Annotated in this window: 14 protein-coding genes, 1 pseudogene and 1 riboswitch; of the genes and pseudogenes, 6 read left to right on the top strand and 9 right to left on the bottom strand. The window is 62.3% G+C overall.

Annotation, left to right across the window (positions count from 1 at the left end; genetic code table 11):
* Positions 1–660 (bottom strand): GntR family transcriptional regulator, encoded by a 660-nt coding sequence (locus tag PCO31010_RS24000; RefSeq protein WP_150666533.1) that lies wholly within the window; start codon positions 658–660, stop codon positions 1–3.
* A gap of 73 nt (positions 661–733) precedes the next feature.
* A complete protein-coding gene (locus tag PCO31010_RS24005; protein WP_150666470.1) occupies positions 734–1,420 on the bottom strand; it encodes a DUF2848 domain-containing protein in 687 nt (228 codons plus the stop codon).
* A 499-nt stretch (positions 1,421–1,919) separates the two neighbouring features.
* On the opposite strand from PCO31010_RS24005, the gene PCO31010_RS24010 reads away from it, so the two are divergent.
* Complete coding sequence (locus tag PCO31010_RS24010) at positions 1,920–3,707, top strand: cation:proton antiporter (protein ID WP_150666471.1); 1,788 nt, start codon at positions 1,920–1,922, stop codon at positions 3,705–3,707.
* Positions 3,708–3,793: 86 nt separating this feature from the next.
* Here the strand turns inward: PCO31010_RS24010 and PCO31010_RS24015 are convergent, their stop codons facing one another.
* The 3 genes from PCO31010_RS24015 to PCO31010_RS24025 form a co-directional block, all read right to left on the bottom strand.
* Positions 3,794–4,360 (bottom strand): PaaI family thioesterase, encoded by a 567-nt coding sequence (locus PCO31010_RS24015; RefSeq protein WP_150666472.1) that lies wholly within the window; start codon positions 4,358–4,360, stop codon positions 3,794–3,796.
* Between the two features lie 225 nt (positions 4,361–4,585).
* Entirely contained in the window at positions 4,586–5,308 is a 723-nt protein-coding gene (gene ribB / locus PCO31010_RS24020; RefSeq protein WP_150666473.1) for a 3,4-dihydroxy-2-butanone-4-phosphate synthase, read from the bottom strand.
* 97 nt (positions 5,309–5,405) lie between these two features.
* A riboswitch (FMN riboswitch) is annotated at positions 5,406–5,582 on the bottom strand.
* A gap of 265 nt (positions 5,583–5,847) precedes the next feature.
* The gene (locus PCO31010_RS24025; protein WP_150666474.1) at positions 5,848–6,048 is read right to left on the bottom strand and encodes a heavy-metal-associated domain-containing protein; all 201 of its coding nucleotides are present in this window, start codon (positions 6,046–6,048) and stop codon (positions 5,848–5,850) included.
* Between the two features lie 288 nt (positions 6,049–6,336).
* Here PCO31010_RS24025 and PCO31010_RS24030 point away from each other — a divergent pair, with 288 nt between their 5' ends.
* The 5 genes and pseudogenes from PCO31010_RS24030 (at position 6,337) to PCO31010_RS24050 (ending at position 13,833) form a co-directional block, all read left to right on the top strand.
* Entirely contained in the window at positions 6,337–8,934 is a 2,598-nt protein-coding gene (locus PCO31010_RS24030; protein ID WP_150666475.1) for a heavy metal translocating P-type ATPase, read from the top strand.
* Between the two features lie 174 nt (positions 8,935–9,108).
* Positions 9,109–9,915, top strand: coding sequence for an endonuclease/exonuclease/phosphatase family protein (locus PCO31010_RS24035; protein WP_246184756.1), 807 nt, complete (start codon positions 9,109–9,111; stop codon positions 9,913–9,915).
* A gap of 7 nt (positions 9,916–9,922) precedes the next feature.
* Positions 9,923–10,315: pseudogene (gene cueR / locus PCO31010_RS24040) on the top strand (Cu(I)-responsive transcriptional regulator); the annotation flags it as partial.
* Between the two features lie 497 nt (positions 10,316–10,812).
* Positions 10,813–10,953: a DUF3563 family protein gene (locus PCO31010_RS24045; protein ID WP_150666478.1), complete on the top strand. Its 141-nt coding sequence runs from the start codon at positions 10,813–10,815 to the stop codon at positions 10,951–10,953.
* Positions 10,954–11,565: 612 nt separating this feature from the next.
* Positions 11,566–13,833, top strand: coding sequence for a TonB-dependent receptor (locus tag PCO31010_RS24050; RefSeq protein WP_150666479.1), 2,268 nt, complete (start codon positions 11,566–11,568; stop codon positions 13,831–13,833).
* Positions 13,834–13,959: 126 nt separating this feature from the next.
* On the opposite strand, the gene PCO31010_RS24055 is transcribed toward PCO31010_RS24050, so the two are convergent.
* The 4 genes from PCO31010_RS24055 to PCO31010_RS24070 all read right to left on the bottom strand — a co-directional run bounded on the left by PCO31010_RS24055 (position 13,960) and on the right by PCO31010_RS24070 (position 16,398).
* On the bottom strand, positions 13,960–14,445 hold the full coding sequence (locus tag PCO31010_RS24055; protein ID WP_150666480.1) for a DUF995 domain-containing protein: 486 nt from the start codon (positions 14,443–14,445) through the stop codon (positions 13,960–13,962).
* Positions 14,446–14,642: 197 nt separating this feature from the next.
* A complete protein-coding gene (locus PCO31010_RS24060; protein WP_217426192.1) occupies positions 14,643–15,308 on the bottom strand; it encodes a DUF799 domain-containing protein in 666 nt (221 codons plus the stop codon).
* Positions 15,305–15,682 (bottom strand): DUF4810 domain-containing protein, encoded by a 378-nt coding sequence (locus PCO31010_RS24065; RefSeq protein ID WP_039397056.1) that lies wholly within the window; start codon positions 15,680–15,682, stop codon positions 15,305–15,307. Before PCO31010_RS24065 ends, PCO31010_RS24060 begins: the two co-directional genes overlap by 4 nt.
* Before the next feature lie 83 nt (positions 15,683–15,765).
* Positions 15,766–16,398 (bottom strand): CsgG/HfaB family protein, encoded by a 633-nt coding sequence (locus PCO31010_RS24070; RefSeq protein WP_246184761.1) that lies wholly within the window; start codon positions 16,396–16,398, stop codon positions 15,766–15,768.
* Positions 16,399–16,566 lie beyond the last annotated feature (168 nt).

A 16,566-nucleotide genomic window follows, 5' to 3' on the forward strand; every position in this document is an offset into this window, starting at 1 on the left:
TCAGATCGCTTTCAGAATATGGGTGCGGAATTCTTCGATGTGACGGGCAATCGCCCGTCGGGCGCGTTCGCCGTCATGGGCGGCCAGCGCTTCAAACAGTTCGAGGTGCTCTTCGTAGACGCCTTCCAGATGACTCGGCGTCGACAGTGCGAGAAACCAGAAGCGCAGCGAGCGCTCGTGCAAGCCGCGCAGCAACTCGGCAAGCGTCTGGTTGCGCGATGCGCGTGAAATCGCCAGATGGAATTCGCGGTCGATGCGCATCATGGCGGCGACGTCGCGCGCTGCGATGGCCTCACGCGAGCGGGCCAGCACGGCCTCGATGGCGGCGAGATCCTCCGGCGTTGCGGCGCGGGCGGCCAGCTCGACACAGTACGTCTCGTTGACCATGCGCACATCGATGATTTCGAGTGCGTCGTTCAGCGAGACGGGCGCGACCATGGCCCCCTTGCGCGGCAAGATGACCAACAACCCTTCGAGTGCCAGACGATGCATCGCCTGATGCACGGGCGTGCGTCCCAGCCCCGTCGACTGCATCAATTGCGCTTCGTTGAGCGTCTCGCCGGGGCGCAGACGCAACGTGATGATGTCGTGCTTGATGGCTTCGTAGGCGCGCTCGGTCAGGCTGCGGCCGTCATGTGGCACAGACGGCTCAGGCGGCATGCGGTGGGCGTCGCCCGCGACTTCCGTCTGGTGGGGCTCGAAAAGTGTCTCGTTGGGCATCGGATGGGGGCAGTCAGTCGGCAATCGCCAGCGCCTGCGTGGCGTAGCGGTGCCGGATCGTGCGGCCGAGGACCGGGTCGTGCAGTTCGATCTCGAACTGCTCGCCGCCAGCCACGCCGCCAATGGCAGCGAGTGTGCCACAGAACATTGCCGCGCCTGCGGGCAAGCCGTCCGGCCCGAGTTTGGCCATCAGTTCCTGCGGCGAGAGCAGACCCGCGACCGTGCCTTCCTGATAAAGACGCCGCTCGCCTGCACGCGTCACCCATGAGCGCAGTTCCAATTGATCCCAATGCGCCGCGACATCGGCAAAACGCCATGCTTCGCGTGCCACGGGCTTGGCGCAGACCTGCTTGGAGACGGTCACCCCATAGGCTTCGACCTCGCGGTCGGTATGGTCCGAGCCGATGCTTACGAACAGTTCGTCGCCGTGGCGGACCAGCACGCATTCGGCTTCGCCGCTGCTTGTCTCGCCGACGACGTCGATGGCGTCGTCCTGAGCGAGCAGGGCGGGGGCGAGGCGATAGAAGCAAGGGGTGGTCGACGGACGGCGCACGCCCAGCGCGGCCAGTTCGGCGATGTGATGCTCGACCGCGTGTCGGTCGCGTCCGGCCCATCCGGCAATGATGAGCGTGTCGATGGAGACATCGATACGAAGGGCAGCGCCGTCACCGGCCACCGTGAAAGACAAACAGGAACTCATACGTCGACCACTCCAGGGAATTACACAGTGAAATTCAATTGATATTTGTGTGATATTTCACAAGGAGACAAGACAAAAATCAAGAAAAAAAATTTCGTGCGATGGTGTAGAAAACGGGAATTTTTTATGAAAACCCCCGTCAATCTTGGGTTGCGCGCGTGTCAGGCCATCGCGTATATTGATCCGGCGCCCGTTTTGGGCCGAATGTTCGTTGGCTTTTCCGTTCCGGTCTCCGAACCGGAGCCCTTTGATACGAGGGCGTCGGCAACGGGTTCGACGGCTGGTCCGTCCGGACTTGCAGGGAATCGGGCGAACGAACGCAACGTCTATCAAGTCGGCAGGCAAGCAGCTCATACGCTGCCCACGGCCGGCTTCCCACCTTCATCAAGCATCACGTCTCGTGTTGTCGCTGCGCCTCCCGGGGGAGACGCGGCGTGTCATCGGCGTGGAGTCAAGAACATCAATATCGGCGCAACGCGCTGCGGGGAGAACGTATCGGATGCATCACGCCATCGACTTCATTCAGGATCTGGCCGTCATTATGCTGCTGGCAGGCATCGTGACGGTCATCTTCAACCGGTTCCGGCAGCCAGTCGTGCTCGGCTACATCGTGGCGGGCGTGATCATCGGGCCGTACACGCCGCCGTTCGCGCTGATACATGACGAGAAGACCATCGGGATCCTTGCCGAACTTGGTGTCGTGTTCCTGATGTTCTCGCTGGGTCTGGAGTTCAGCCTGCGCAAGCTCGCCCGGGTGGGCGTGACGGCGTTCGTGGCGGCGATTACCGAAATCGTGCTGATGCTCTGGATCGGCTACGAGATCGGCCGCTTCTTCGGCTGGAAGGCGATGGATTCGATCTTCCTCGGTGCGATGCTTGCGGTCTCGTCGACCACGATCATCGTCAAGGCACTCGACGAACTCGGCATGAAGCGCGAGCGTTTTGCGCAACTGATCTTCGGCGTGCTGATCGTGGAAGACGTGCTCGCCATCGGCATGATCGCGCTGCTCTCGGGCATCGCCATCAGCGGTCAGGTCGATGCGGGCGAAGCGACCTTCACGCTGGGCAAGCTGCTGCTGTTCATGGTCGTGTCGCTGGTCGTGGGCATTCTGCTGGTGCCGCGCATTCTCGGCTATGTGGCGAAGTTCAAGAGCGACGAAATGTTGCTGGTCGTGGTGCTGGGCCTGTGCTTCGGCTTCTGCCTGCTCGTGATTCAGATGGGCTACAGCGTGGCGCTCGGCGCGTTCCTGATCGGCGCGATCATGGCCGAAGCGCGGGAGTTGCACACCATCGAGCGGCTGGTCGCGCCTTTGCGCGACATGTTCAGCGCGGTGTTCTTCGTGACCATCGGCCTGCTGCTCGACCCGCATGTGCTGGTCACGTACGTGTGGCCGATTCTGGTGATCACGGTGGCTGTGGTGGTCGGCAAGATCGTGTCGTGCGGGCTGGGCTCCTACCTCTCGGGGCAGGACGGCCGCACGTCGATGCGTGTGGGCATGGGGCTGTCGCAGATCGGCGAGTTCTCGTTCATCATCGCGTCGCTCGGTCTGTCGCTGAAGGTGACCAGCGACTTCCTTTATCCCATTGCGGTGGCCGTCTCGGTCATCACGACGCTGCTTACGCCGTATCTGATCAAGGGCGCCGACCCGTTCACCGGCTGGCTGGGTCGCGTGATGCCGGGGCGTCTGTCCTATGTGCTCGGACAGTACACGCAATGGCTGCAAAGCATTCAACTGACGGGTGACAGCGCGGCGCTCGTCACCATCGTGCGTCGTATTGTGGTGAGCGTGGCGATCAATCTGGCGCTCGTCGTGACGATCTTCCTCGGTGGTGCGTTCTTCTATCGTCGTCTTGCCGATCTGATGAAGCCGTGGGTCGCAGACCCGAGTCTGCAAAGTGCGGTGGTCTGGGGCGGGGCACTGGTGTTGTCGCTGCCCTTCCTGATCGCCGTGTACCGCAAGCTCAAGTCGCTGTCGTTGCTGCTGGTGGAGTTGTCGATTCCGCCGAGCCTCACGGGCCGCTACACCTTCGAGGTGCGCCGCGTGGTCGCCGAGATCCTGCCGATTGCTGCGATGGTCGGGGTCATTCTGCTGGTGGCGGCGCTCTCCGCGAGCATCCTGCCGTCGACCGAGATGATCGTGCTGATTGTGGCGGGCACGCTGGTGCTTGCAGTCATCATGCGTAGCTGGTTCGTGCGCATGCACGCCAAGCTTCAGATTGCGCTGAAAGAGACACTCGAACATCAACCCGATGGTGAGCATGGCGGCGGGGGATCGTCGTCGCACTGAAGGACACGCTACGGTTGAGTCTGCCGTCACGTGAAAAAGCCCGCCGGGATGCCTCGGCGGGCTTTTTCTTTGGTACGACGGGAGGCTTATGCCTTCTTCGGCGGGAAGTCGAAGATCAGGCAGGTGGTCGTGGCATGGGCATAGAGCGTGCCGTCCGGCCCGACGATACGGCCTTCCGCAATGCCGATCTGCCGACCCGCCTGAATGACCTTGCCTTCGGCGCGTACGACGGGCACGTCACGCGTGAGGGCGCGGACCATGTTCGTCTTGAGTTCCAGCGTGGTGTAGCTGCGTCCGGCCGGTAGTGTCGAATGGATCGCGCAGGCCACGGCCGAGTCGAGCAGCGTGGCGAACCATCCCCCGTGGATAGAACCGAGCGGGTTGTAATAGGGCAGCGCCGGACGCCCCTGAAACACAGCGCGGCCATTGGCGACTTCCACGGCGATGAAACCCAGCGTCTCGCTGATCGGCGGCATCGGCAGCTTGCCGTCGAACATCGCGTCGAAGATTTCCTGGCCGGTGAGGCCGGTCACGTCGGACGGTGTCGCGACGCCATAACGCGCCGGACCGTTGCGCGTAATGCGCTCACGCACGGCGGCTTCGTCGGCTTCCCATTGGGCCAAAACGGCGGCGGCTTCCGGTTTGATGCTCATGACGTCTTCCTCGTAACTTTTATGATGCTAGGCAATCGGCTTGTCAGCGATTATAGAAGTCGCCGCGCCCGGATGTGCGTTTCGCGTTAGAGGGAAGCGTCGACCGATAGGTGACGATGGGGCGAGATCGGTGGAGGCCGATGCCCGGAGCCGGATGGAGGCGATGCGGCAACGACGTGATGCGTCGTTGCCGCAAGGGCTGTCGCTTACCCGATCAGCGTTCGATCAGGCGGCTTGCGCGTGGCTGAGGCGGTAGGTCGCCAGTTCGTCGATGGTGAGAATCGGCAGATCGTGCTGCTTGGCGAAGCGCTCGATATCGGCACCACGCGTCATCGTTCCATCCGGATTCATCAGTTCGCACAACACGGCGGCGGGCTTCAGGCCTGCGAGGATCGCGAGGTCGACGGAGCCTTCCGTGTGTCCGCGACGCGTGAGCACGCCACCCGGCTGCGCGCGCAGCGGGAAGACGTGGCCGGGGCGGGAGAGGTCGGAGGGTTGGGCGTCGTCGGCGATGGCGGCGCGGATCGTGGTGACGCGGTCGGCGGCGGAAACGCCGGTACTCACGCCCTGACGCGCTTCGATCGTCACCGTGAAGGCGGTGCCGTAGCGGCTCTGATTCTGCTCGACCATCGGCGGCAGATCGAGACGGCGCAGCGTCTCGTCCGGCAGACAGAGGCAGACGATGCCGCTGCATTCGCGGATCAGCATGGCCATCGTGGCGGGCGTGATTTTCTCTGCGGCGACGATCAGATCGGCCTCGTTCTCGCGGTCCAGATCATCCATCAGAATGACGGGACGGCCTTCGCGCATGGCGTCGAGCGCAGCGGGCAGACGAACTTCCACCGGCGGCAGGTCGACGAATGCGGGGTAGGCATGCAGGTCGTCGGTCGAGGCGGCGGAGGGGGTGTCGTGCGAAACAGCCTGGGTGTTGCGGGTACTGGTGGACATGAAACGCTCCTCGCGTAAGTCAATCGGGCGAAAAACGTTTTCGGGGCATGCGAACGGACGTCGCCATGGGACGGCATCCCATAGCACGCGGGTATCGACGCATCTTCTCTCATCCGGACTATGACCGTCGGCTCTGGCTTCGCACCAGATCTGCTGACCCTGCCGATGTCGCGAAAGCGACGGTGACAAGCGCTCGCGGGCTCATGACGACGCAGCGAACTGCGTGGTGTCACATACCGCCGGTGGGGACTTTCACCCCGCCCTGAAGACGTGTATGCCGTACGAACGTTGCGTTGCATCGCGTGGTAGTCACGCATTGCGCGGCGTCATTACGTATGCGGCGAGACAGAGCGTAGCACAGGGCGGGAGAGGTCTGCAGGGAAGGCCGCGCGAGGCGCGTGGGATTGCACATCGGCCACAAGACGCGGGGAGCCTCTTGTGGCCGTGTTTGATGTGGGCAGATGGCGTCGGCTGAGGGCGTCGAACGTCCGTCGAACGAAGTTCAGGCCAAACTTGGACGCTGGTCGGCCGTCACTCAATCAGGCGCTGGTGCCCTTGACCGTGTAACCGGCGTCGGTGATGGCGGCGCTGACTTCTGCGGGCGACAGGTCGCTTTGGACGTCTACGCGACCAGCACCCAGATCGACGTTGACCTTCGCATCGGCGTCCAGCTCGGTGATCGCACGCGTGACGGCTTTAACGCAATGGCCGCAGCTCATACCTTCGACTTGGACTTGCATGTTGCTCTCCTTGAAAGACGATTCAGTTGACGGTGACACTGATCAGGTGAATGGATGATAGACCTTCCCATAGAGGTAAGCTCAAGCGCTTTTTCAGACGAATCGCGTGTCGGGTCAGACGTCCCCCAAACATGGCCGGTTCCGGTAGCGCTATCGTTAAAGTGTGACGGGTGTGGTCCTGCTGTTTCCACCGGAATGCGTAACAAGTTGCCGCACAGTGCTTGACCTTCCTGTCATGGCAAGGTCTATGCTGTGACGCATGATGACAGTCCTCCTGGAGGCCTATAAATGACTCAGAACTGGTCGGTCGGTATTGAAGGCATGACCTGCGCATCCTGCGTGACGCGGGTGGAGAAGGCCTTGCGGCGCACGCCCGGTGTGGCGAGCGCCAGTGTGAACCTTGCGACCGAAACGGCGGCGGTGGAGGCTGCGCCTGACGTCGCGCCGGCCGCGCTGCTGGGCGCGGTTGAGGCCGCCGTCAGCGACGCCGGGTATCAGGTTGCGGAGCAATCGTTCGAACTGGCCATTGGCGGCATGACATGCGCCTCGTGCGCCGGGCGCGTGGAAAAGGCGTTGCGCAATGTGCCGGGTGTGGTCGAAGCCAATGTGAATCTGGCGACCGAGCGCGCGGCGGTGCGTGGCGTGCGCGGGGTGGTCGATGTTGCGGTACTGAGTGCTGCCGTCGAGAAGGCGGGGTATGAGGCGTCGGTCGTCACGGACCCCGCGCAGGCGGCATCGGCGCAGAGCGGTCCGGCATGGTGGCCGGTGGCGGTCGCTGCCGTGCTGTCGCTGCCGTTGTTGCTCCCCATGCTTGTCGAGCCGTTCGGTGTGCATCTGATGCCGCCGCCGTGGGTGCAGTGGCTGCTCGCCACCCCTGTGCAGTTCTGGCTGGGCGCGCGTTTCTACCGGGCGGGTTATAAGGCGGTGCGTGCCGGAAGCGGCAACATGGATTTGCTGGTGGCATTGGGCACGTCGGCGGCCTACGGTCTGAGCTTGTATGAGTGGTGGCGCGCACCGGCGGGCAGCATGCCGCATCTGTATTTCGAAGCGGCGGCGGTGGTGATCACGCTGGTGCTGCTGGGCAAGTGGCTCGAAGCGCGGGCAAAGCGGCGGACCGTGGAAGCGATTCGGGCGCTGGCGGCGCTGCGTCCGGAGACGGCGCGTGTCGTGCGTGACCCGCACGGCGCGGCGAGTGAAGTCTCGGTGCCGCTGGCGCAGGTGAAGGTGGGCGACTGGGTTGTGGTGCGCGCCGGTGAGCGTGTGCCGGTCGACGGGGTGATCCGCGATGGCGCGAGCCAGCTCGACGAATCGTTGCTGACCGGTGAGCCGTTGCCGATCGACAAGGCCGATGGCGACAAGGTTGTGGGCGGTTCGATCAACGGTGCAGGCACATTGCGTGTGGAAACTACGGCGGTGGGGGCCGATACGGCATTGGCCCGCATCATTCGCATGGTCGAGGACGCGCAAGCGGGCAAAGCGCCGATTCAGCGCGCTGTGGATCGGGTGGCGGCGGTTTTCGTTCCGGTGGTTGTGTTGATCGCCATTGTGACGGTCGTCGCCGGTTGGGCACTGGGGCTTGGACTTGAGGCCTCGCTGCTCAACGCTGTCGCGGTACTCGTCATCGCCTGCCCGTGCGCATTGGGACTGGCGACGCCAGCGGCAATTATGGTCGGCACCGGGGCGGCCGCGCGACAAGGCATCCTGATCAAGGACGCCGAGGCGCTGGAGCTGGCGCACCGGATCAGCGTCGTGGCGTTCGACAAGACGGGGACGTTGACGGAAGGCAAGCCGCGTCTCGTCGCGCACTTGCCTGCGGAAGGGACGAGCGCCGACACGCTGCTGCGCTGGTCTGCCGCGGTGCAGTCGGGAAGCTCTCACCCCCTGGCCAAGGCTGTGACGACGGCCGCTGAGGAGGCCGGGCTGGCTTTGGCGGTGCCGGTCGCGTCCGATATTGCTGCATTGCCGGGACGCGGTATGCGGGCCGACATTCGGGAAGTGCAGGGTGCGGGTGCTGTGAGCGGCTCCTTTAGCGGCTCATTGAGTGACCCGTTAAGTGGCCGTCACACCCTCCAGTTGGGCAATGCGCGATTGCTCGATGAACTCGGTATTTCGCAGGGGGCGCTGGCGTCGGAAGCCGTGCGGCTGGCAGGCGAGGGACGGACTGTCTCGTGGCTGGTCGAGACGGGCAGTGCCGACGTGGGCGACGTCGCGGGGGATGTTGCGAATGAGCGTGCTCGCGGCGGTCGTCTGCTCGGGCTACTCGCGTTCGGCGATACGCTCAAGGCGACCGCTCGTCCGGCTATCGACCGCCTGCACGCGCTGGGTGTGCGGTGTGTGATGGTGACGGGCGATAACGCAGGGAGCGCGAAGGCGGTTGCCACGGCGCTGGGGCTCGACGAGGTGCATGCCGATGTTCTGCCGGAGCACAAGGCGGAGGTCATCGCGCAACTCAAACGTGACGGCGCGGTCGTAGCCATGGTCGGCGACGGGATCAACGACGCACCGGCACTGGCTGCCGCCGATGTCGGCATTGCCATGGGCTCGGGCACGGATGTCGCGATGCAGACTGCGGGGATTACGCTGATGCGCGGCGACCCGCTGCGCGTCGCCGACGCCATCGATGTGTCCCGCCGCACGTGGTCGAAAATCCGTCAGAACCTGTTCTGGGCGTTTGCGTACAACGTTGTGGGGATTCCGCTCGCGGCGTTTGGCATGCTCAGTCCGGTGATTGCCGGGGCGGCCATGGCGCTCAGTAGCGTCAGCGTCGTCAGTAATGCACTGATGTTGCGCCGCTGGCGTCCTGCCGATCAGGAGACGACCTCCGTGTCGGCAGGCAGCGCCGGAAAGTCGGATGCCGTTGGAGAGGCCCGCCGGGCGGGAGTTTGAGAGGGTTCCCACGGGCATAAGGTGAACGGCGCATAATGAAATGATCAGGGGCGACGTCCTGGAAGCCACCTTCCGATGCGTCGCCCGGATTTCCACCTGACTTGAAATTCGCCGAAAGCGACATCATCTAGGTGATATCGTCTGTCTTCCGGCACGGAGTCAATGCTGCCGCCTATGAATAGTCTGCATATTGCGAGTTACAACATCCACAAGGGCTTTTCCGCGTTCAACCGCTTGCGCGTCCACGAACTGCGCGCGGGGTTGGAGGGGCTCGCACCGGATCTCGTCTTCCTGCAGGAAGTGCAGGGCATGCACCAACGCCACGCAGTGCGTCACACTAACTGGCCGGTACAACCGCAACACGAGTTTCTGGCGGGCGCGATGTGGCGCGATCATGCTTATGGACGCAATGTGGTCTATGAGCACGGGCACCACGGCAATGCGATTTTGAGTCGTTATCCGATCGTCAGATCGGACAATCACGACATCACGACCTATAGTTTCGAGAAGCGGGGCATGCTTCATTGCGAAATCGCCGTGCCGGGGCTGCCCCAGCCGCTGCACTGTCTCTGCGTGCATTTGTCGCTCGCAGGGCAGGGACGTCGGCGTCAGTTCGAAATGTTGACGGAGCGGGTGGCCGATGCCATTCCTGCAGATGCGCCGCTGATCATCGCGGGCGATTTCAACGACTGGAGCAATCAGGCGGACCGTTTGCTAGCCGACAAGCTGGCATTGACGGAGGTGTTTCAGAACAGTGTCGGGCGTCCGGCACGCAGTTTTCCGAGTGGATTGCCGCTGTTGCGACTTGACCGCATCTACGCGCGCGGCTTTCATATCGAAGGGGCGCAAGTCTTGCACGGGCGCCCCTGGTCACGGATTTCCGATCATGCGCCGATCAGTGCCCGACTCGTGCCGTCGGATACCGGGAAGGACATGAACGGTTCCTCTCTCCCGTCGTTCAACCCTCGTTCCCCCCAGTGAGGTAGCTATGAACATCGGACAAGCGGCGCAGGCCAGCGGCGTGACGGCCAAGATGATCCGGTACTACGAGAGTATCGGCCTGATGCCTCCGAGCCCTCGCTCCGAGGCAGGTTACCGACGATATGGCGAGCAGGACCTGCATCTGCTTCGGTTCATTCGTCAGGCGCGTCGGCTCGGTTTCGGCATCGACCAGATTCGCCAGTTGCTGGCGCTCTGGCAGGACAGGGGGCGCTCCAGCGCACAGGTGAAGGCGCTCGCGCAGTCCCATGTAGACGAACTTAACCAGCGCATCGGCGAACTGGTCGCCATGCGCGACACGCTCTCGCATCTTGCGATGCATTGCCACGGCGACGACCGCCCTGACTGCCCGATTCTGGAAGGGCTGGCATCGGCGGATCTGTCCGGCAATTTGGGCGCAAAGAGCGATTGCGCGACGAATGCAGCGGCCGCGTGCGGCACCGCGACACAACCGGGCACCGTGCCGACGACTTCGACCACCGGGGCACCCACCGGCGGGGCGGTCGCTGACGGCGATGCCCAGGTCGCACGCCACGTGCCGTAAGGGTGCCGAGGTCGTGACAGTCATGTGACGGTACGGATCCGTCACATGGGAAGCCTCATTTTTCAGGATGACGCGCCGCAACAGCGGCGCTTTTTTTGTCTCGCGAATTTTGATTGCGCAGTGCGACGGCATGCCGCAGCGGGTCGTTTTGGTGCTGTTGTTTTTATATAAACATTTGATTTTTATGTGAATTTTATGGAATTGACTCCATTCGAAGTGATGCTCTAGCAGAATTTGTTGGTTTTTCACATATAGGGGCTAACCCTTAACGGGAAAACCCTATATAATGCGAAGCACTGCTGCGATGCAGCACACTAATGAATTGGAGAAACGTCATGTTTGCCGCCCTGTTTGAAGTCGTGAACACTTGGTTTGAAACTGCTGAGCGCCGTCGTCGTGAAGCATTCCTGGCTGAGTCGAAGGACATCATTGAGTTGGAACACCGTATCCGCGCGCTCGAAACCGCCGGTTACTAAGCAAGTCAGAAGTCCTTCCGGACGAGCGGTCGCTGCTGGCGCAACCAGGCAAGTCGATCGTCTTATCGGGCGATTCCCGTCATCGTTGTGATGACGTGCGACGGCGCCCAACCGTGAGTCCGGATGCCACTCCCGCTGTTCCGGGATTGGCCACACAAGCCCGCCACTTTGGCGGGCTTTGTCGTTTACGGCGGCCCCATCGCGTCGTCGCACGCTCTTTGCTGTCGGCCGTCCGCCTCCCTTCATTTCCGTCCCCTCCCGAAACTGATAGGTTTTCCTCAACGGCTCAGTGAGTCGAACGGCACTACTGTGCTCAAGTGCTACCTGACGTGCATGAGCGCTTGATTCGCAACCGATTTGCCCTCAGAGCCGTAGCTCGATTCAAGGCCGCCTGACGTGTCGTTTTTGGTAATGGTATTGATAATCATTACTATTATTATTAAACTTTCACCGAATTGAGATGTCGCGTCGTGCCCGGCGAGGCTCTCGAGGGTGCCGTTGTCGTACGCAGTTTTCCTCTCTTGTGGAAAGGGATTCGCCGCCGACCGGCAAGTCTCTTCCCAGTCCAGGTATCGGTCCGTTGCCGGGGCGCACTCCAACAAGTTGTTCCTCATGTCGCTCGCTTCCCGTTCTTCCCGTTTTGCTCGAGTCTCTCGCGCTGGCATCGTCACGCCCAGTGCAGGTCAATGGCGCTCGCTGCGCCCGATTGTCGTCGCGTCGGCGCTGACCTTCGGCTCGGTCGTTTTCGGTGGCAACGCCGTGGCGCAGCCTGCGCAGGCGGGTGATGCTGCAGGGGCAGCACAGGCAGGCGCACAAAATCCTGTCGCATTGCCAACGGTGACCGTGTCGGGAGATCGGGAGACGTCGCCCAACGACACGCAGCCAGCGTATGTGGGCGGACAGGTGGCACGCGGCATGAGCTTCGGGGTGCTCGGTAATCAGAGCACGCTCGACGTGCCGTTCAGCATGAGTGCGTACACGTCGAAGATGATCGAAGATCAGCAAGCGCGCACGCTTTCCGACGTGCTCGATAACGACCCGTCGGTGCGTATGTCGCGCGGCTTCGGCAACTTCGCACAGACGTTCGTGATTCGCGGCTTCACGCTGGCGGGCGACGACATTTCGCTCAATGGGCTCTATGGCATCACGCCGCGTCAACTGGTTTCGACCGAAGCGCTCGAACGTGTCGAGCTGTTCAAGGGGGCGAACGCGTTTCTGAATGGCGCGTCGCCGGGCGGTTCGTCCATCGGTGGCGGTGTGAATCTGCAACTCAAGCGGGCAGACGACACGCCTCTGAACCGTGTGACCATCGATGGCAGCGGTTCAGGCGAATTCGGGACGCACATCGACGTCGGCCGCCGCTTCGGCAGCGAAGGCCAGTTCGGTATTCGTGTGAATCAGGCGATTCGTGACGGTGAGACCGCCGTCGACCGGGAGCATTCGAACTCGCGGACGACATCGGTTGCGCTTGACTGGCGCGGCGACAAGTTGCGTCTGTCGGCGGACTTCCTCTATCAGAAGCAGCACATCGGCTCGGGTCGGGCGCTGTACAACTTCTCGGGCAACGTGCTGCCGCAACCGCCGGCGGCGACGTCGAACTACGCGCAGTCGTGGAGCTACACCACGCTGGAAGACAGCGTCGGTATTCTGCGTGCCGAGTACGATTTCCTGCCGCACTGGACGGCCTACGTCACTGGCGGTATCCGTCACACGAACGAGAACGGGGAGTATTCGAATCCTACGTGGAAGGGGGCGTCGAGTCCTGTGACGGCGACGCGTCTGAATGCACCGCACCAGGAAGATGCGCTCTCCGGTGAAGTGGGCGTGCGCGGTCGCTTTACGACGGGGCCGGTGTCGCATTTCTTCACGGCAGGGGCGTCGGGAACGCGTCTGGACTCGCAGTCTGCGTTCACGTTCGCCTCCGCTTTCAATACGAGCTTCGTCAATCCGCCGCAAGTGGCCTATCCGGCGACGTCGTCGCAAGGTGGCAACCTGAACGACCCGCAGACGACGGCGCTCACGTTGTTGCGTAGTGTCTCCGCGTCGGACACGCTGGGTTTCTTCAACGACCGCGTTTTGGCCACGGTCGGCGTGCGTCATCAGTCGATCGGTGTGAACAACTACGGTTACACCGGTGTGCAATCGCTGGCTTACAACGACGCCATCACCACGCCGCTGTTCGGCATCGTCGTCAAGCCGTGGCAGAACGTGTCGTTGTTCGCGAACCGTAGCGAAGGTCTTGCCGCAGGGACGACGGCACCGCAGGGGACCGTGAACTACGGTCAGTCGTTACCGCCGTATCGTTCGAAGCAGATTGAATTCGGCGCGAAGTACGATACGGCGCGTTTCGGTGCGTCGATTGCGTTCTACCAGATCGAAAAGCCGTCGGCTTATACGAATGCATCGAACGTCTATGTGGCAGACGGGCTTGAGCGCCACCGCGGCGTCGAAGCTTCGGTGTATGGCAGCCCGGTCAGGAATGTGCGCGTGATCGCCGGGGTGTCGTACATCAACGGCACGCTGCTCAATCAATCGAGCGCGGCGACGAACGGCAATCGTCCGGTCGGCGTGCCGACGTTCCAGTACAACCTCGGTGCGGAATACGACATTCCCTGGGTGCAGGGCCTGACGTTGAACGCGCGCTGGATTCACACGGGCCGTGAGTACGCGAATATTGCGAACACGGCGTCGATTCCGGCATGGGATCGATTCGACGTGGGCGCGCGTTATGCCACGCAGATTTACGGCAAGTCGACGACGTTCCGTCTGAGCGTGCTCAACGTGACGAACAAGGCGTACTGGTCGAGCGTGTCGTCGAGCAACTACCTGACGCTGGGGGCGCCGCGTACGTTCCTGCTGTCCATGACGACGGACTTCTAAGTCGTCGCGGTCCTGGCGACCTCACTGCCTCGCTGACGACGGAAAACGCAGCTTGCAGTCGCGCCCCGGTGCTGTTCGCAGCCCGGGGCGTTTTTTCGTCCGCTTTTTGTCCGCTTGCCGGATGGATCATTTCTCGATGCTGAACTCGGTCGCGATCGCCGCTCCGTTGGCGAGAGAAGTGACGCCGTAGTATTTGTCGCCCACCTTGAACATGAAGCGGCACCAGTTTTCGGTGAGCGCTCGCCATTCCAGATTCACGCAATAGGAGCCGTTGTCGTTGACCGACCAGGTGCCGGTGGCATGCGCGACCTGCACACTGCGCCCACCCGATCCGATGTTGCCTTTGTTGTCGCTCGTCGCATTGAGCGATCCGCCGGACTCGTTGACCCACTTGCGTGTGCTGCCGTTCTGAATAACGTTAGTGATGTGAGCGCCGGGCATTAGCGAACGTAAGTCGTCGACACTGAGTTGTTGGCCGTTGGCGTCTTTGATGTCGGAGAGATGCATCGGATCGGCGGCGGCGAGTCCGGGCAACCAGAGAAGCGCTGCGACCGCAGCGAGGGTGGTGATGCGAAGGGGCTGGGGGACAGAAGAAGCGAAGCGGTGAACCATGATGACTCCCGGACGAGGCTTGCCGACACATACGCAAGCCGACGAGGCGCACACCTGACGGGCGCATCGTCTGGCACTTTTGCCCCCGCGCTGCGGCGGGGTGTCGCTATCGGTCCGGGCGATGAGCGGTCGGGAAGGCCGACCGCGCCATGCGTTACCACTATAGGTGACAGTGCGAGGTCTGCCCAGTTTCCCGGTCAGTCAGTGCCGTACTTCGGCGAACGCGGACCGTAGAGCATGCCGTTAGGACGTCCGGCGGACAGCAGACGCGCATTGGCCGTGCCTGCGACCGTGTAACCGGCGTTCGACACGCTGTTGACGATCTGCTTGACGGCCGCTGTGACCAGCATGCCGATCAACCCGCCGCCACCGCTGTTGTTGCCCTCGTTGTTCGACGCACTGGCTGCGCCGCTCCACAGCTTCGCACCGTTGCGCAGATCGATGAGTTCGGCCGAGACCGTCACGACGGTGGCGCTGTCGAGCACCATGTACTTCGTGCCGTACTGACTGATCTTGATGTAGAGCGCAGCGTCCGCGCCGAAGATTTCACGCAGCTTGGCCGGGCTGACCTGATGGATGTCACCGGCGACGGTCAGACCGTTCTGACGGAACGACTCGTCGACCAGCGTCACCGGCATCACGTAGTAGCCGGCTTCGCCCAGAGGCACCGTGACTTGCGAGAGCACGCTGTAGGTCGCGTCGATATCCGGCGATTCGTTCAGCGGCGGCAGTACGAGAATCGACTTCGGCTTGCTTTCCTTGAACGCGGTGTAGTCATACGGCTTGGCTTGATGCACAGCGCAACCGGTCATCACGGCAGCGAGCGCGGCGACCGTCATCCATTTGCAGAGTCGGGCGATCATTGCTTGGCCTCCGGGGTCTTGTTCTTAAGCAGGAAGTCGATGTAGCTGGCCGATTCGGGGAACAGTTGCTTTTCGGTCTGGAACTCTTCGACCATCTTGTCGGACTTGCCGACAGAGGCGTAGAGCAGGCCGAGGTGAGCGTGATACCCGGGGGGCGCAGCGTGATTGGATGCCTTGATCTTCTCCAGATCGCGCTCCAGCGCAATGATCTGGGCTTCCTTCGATTCGCCCTTGAAGTATTCGTAGACTTGCGGCTGATAGCCTTCCCAGTCATACAGCGGCTTGGGCGGTGTGGCGCAGCCGGAGAGTGCGAGGATGACGCTGCCCGCGATAGCGGCGACGGCGATCCGGCCGGACGAGAACGTGCGATTCATGACGATTGATGTCCTGACGTGCAAAGCCGAGCGCGTGACGAATCACACGCTACGGCTTGCTGCAAAAAAGGGTGTCGGTGCGCTTACTTGCCCGGCTTCCAGGCACCGCTCTCGATACCGGCAACGAGCTTGTCGACGGCTTCGCGCATGGCGAGGTCAAGCACCTTGCCATTGAGCGTGGAGTCGTAGCCCGCAGTGCCGCCGAAGCCGATGACTTCGCGATTGGAGAGTGCGAATTCGCCCGCGCCGCCGCTTGAGTAGACAACCTCCGACGTGGCGATATCGACCACGTTCAGGTTGACCTTTGCGTAAGCGATCTGCTCGCGGCCACGGCCGAGAATGCCGAACAGTTGCTTGTCGCCCACTTCCTTGCGGCCGAACTCGACCACATCGCCGGTGATCACGTAGTCGGCGCCCTTGAGCGTCTGCTTCGTCTTCTTGATGTCGGCTTCCTGACGGATCTCGGCCATGTTGTCGCGGTCGAGCACGTTGAAGCGCTGGGTCTGTTGCAGATGGGTAATCAGAATCGTCTTGGCCTGACTGCCGAGGCGATCGACGTTATCGGAAAAGACGCCGCGCATGTACGCGGAACGGTTGTCGAACTTGCCGACAGCGATCGGCGTGCGCACGCCAACGTACGGACGGCTGGCACTCTCGACCTTGGCGACTTCCACGGTACGCGAACTTTCGGTGGCGCAACCGCCGAGCACGGCCATAGCGAGCGTGGCAGCGCTGAGCAGCGCAATGCTGGACTTCCTTTTCTGCACGGTGATACCCCTGAGTGTGTTGTCACCCGCCGGACGATGCATCGTGGCATCGTTCCGATGCGGACATCTGAAGCCCTTACCTCTTTAAAGTTGTCTGTCGCTTGTAGTAAGCGTTGG

The organism is Pandoraea commovens, assembly GCF_902459615.1.
In the GTDB taxonomy this organism is placed as follows: Bacteria; Pseudomonadota; Gammaproteobacteria; order Burkholderiales; family Burkholderiaceae; genus Pandoraea; species Pandoraea commovens.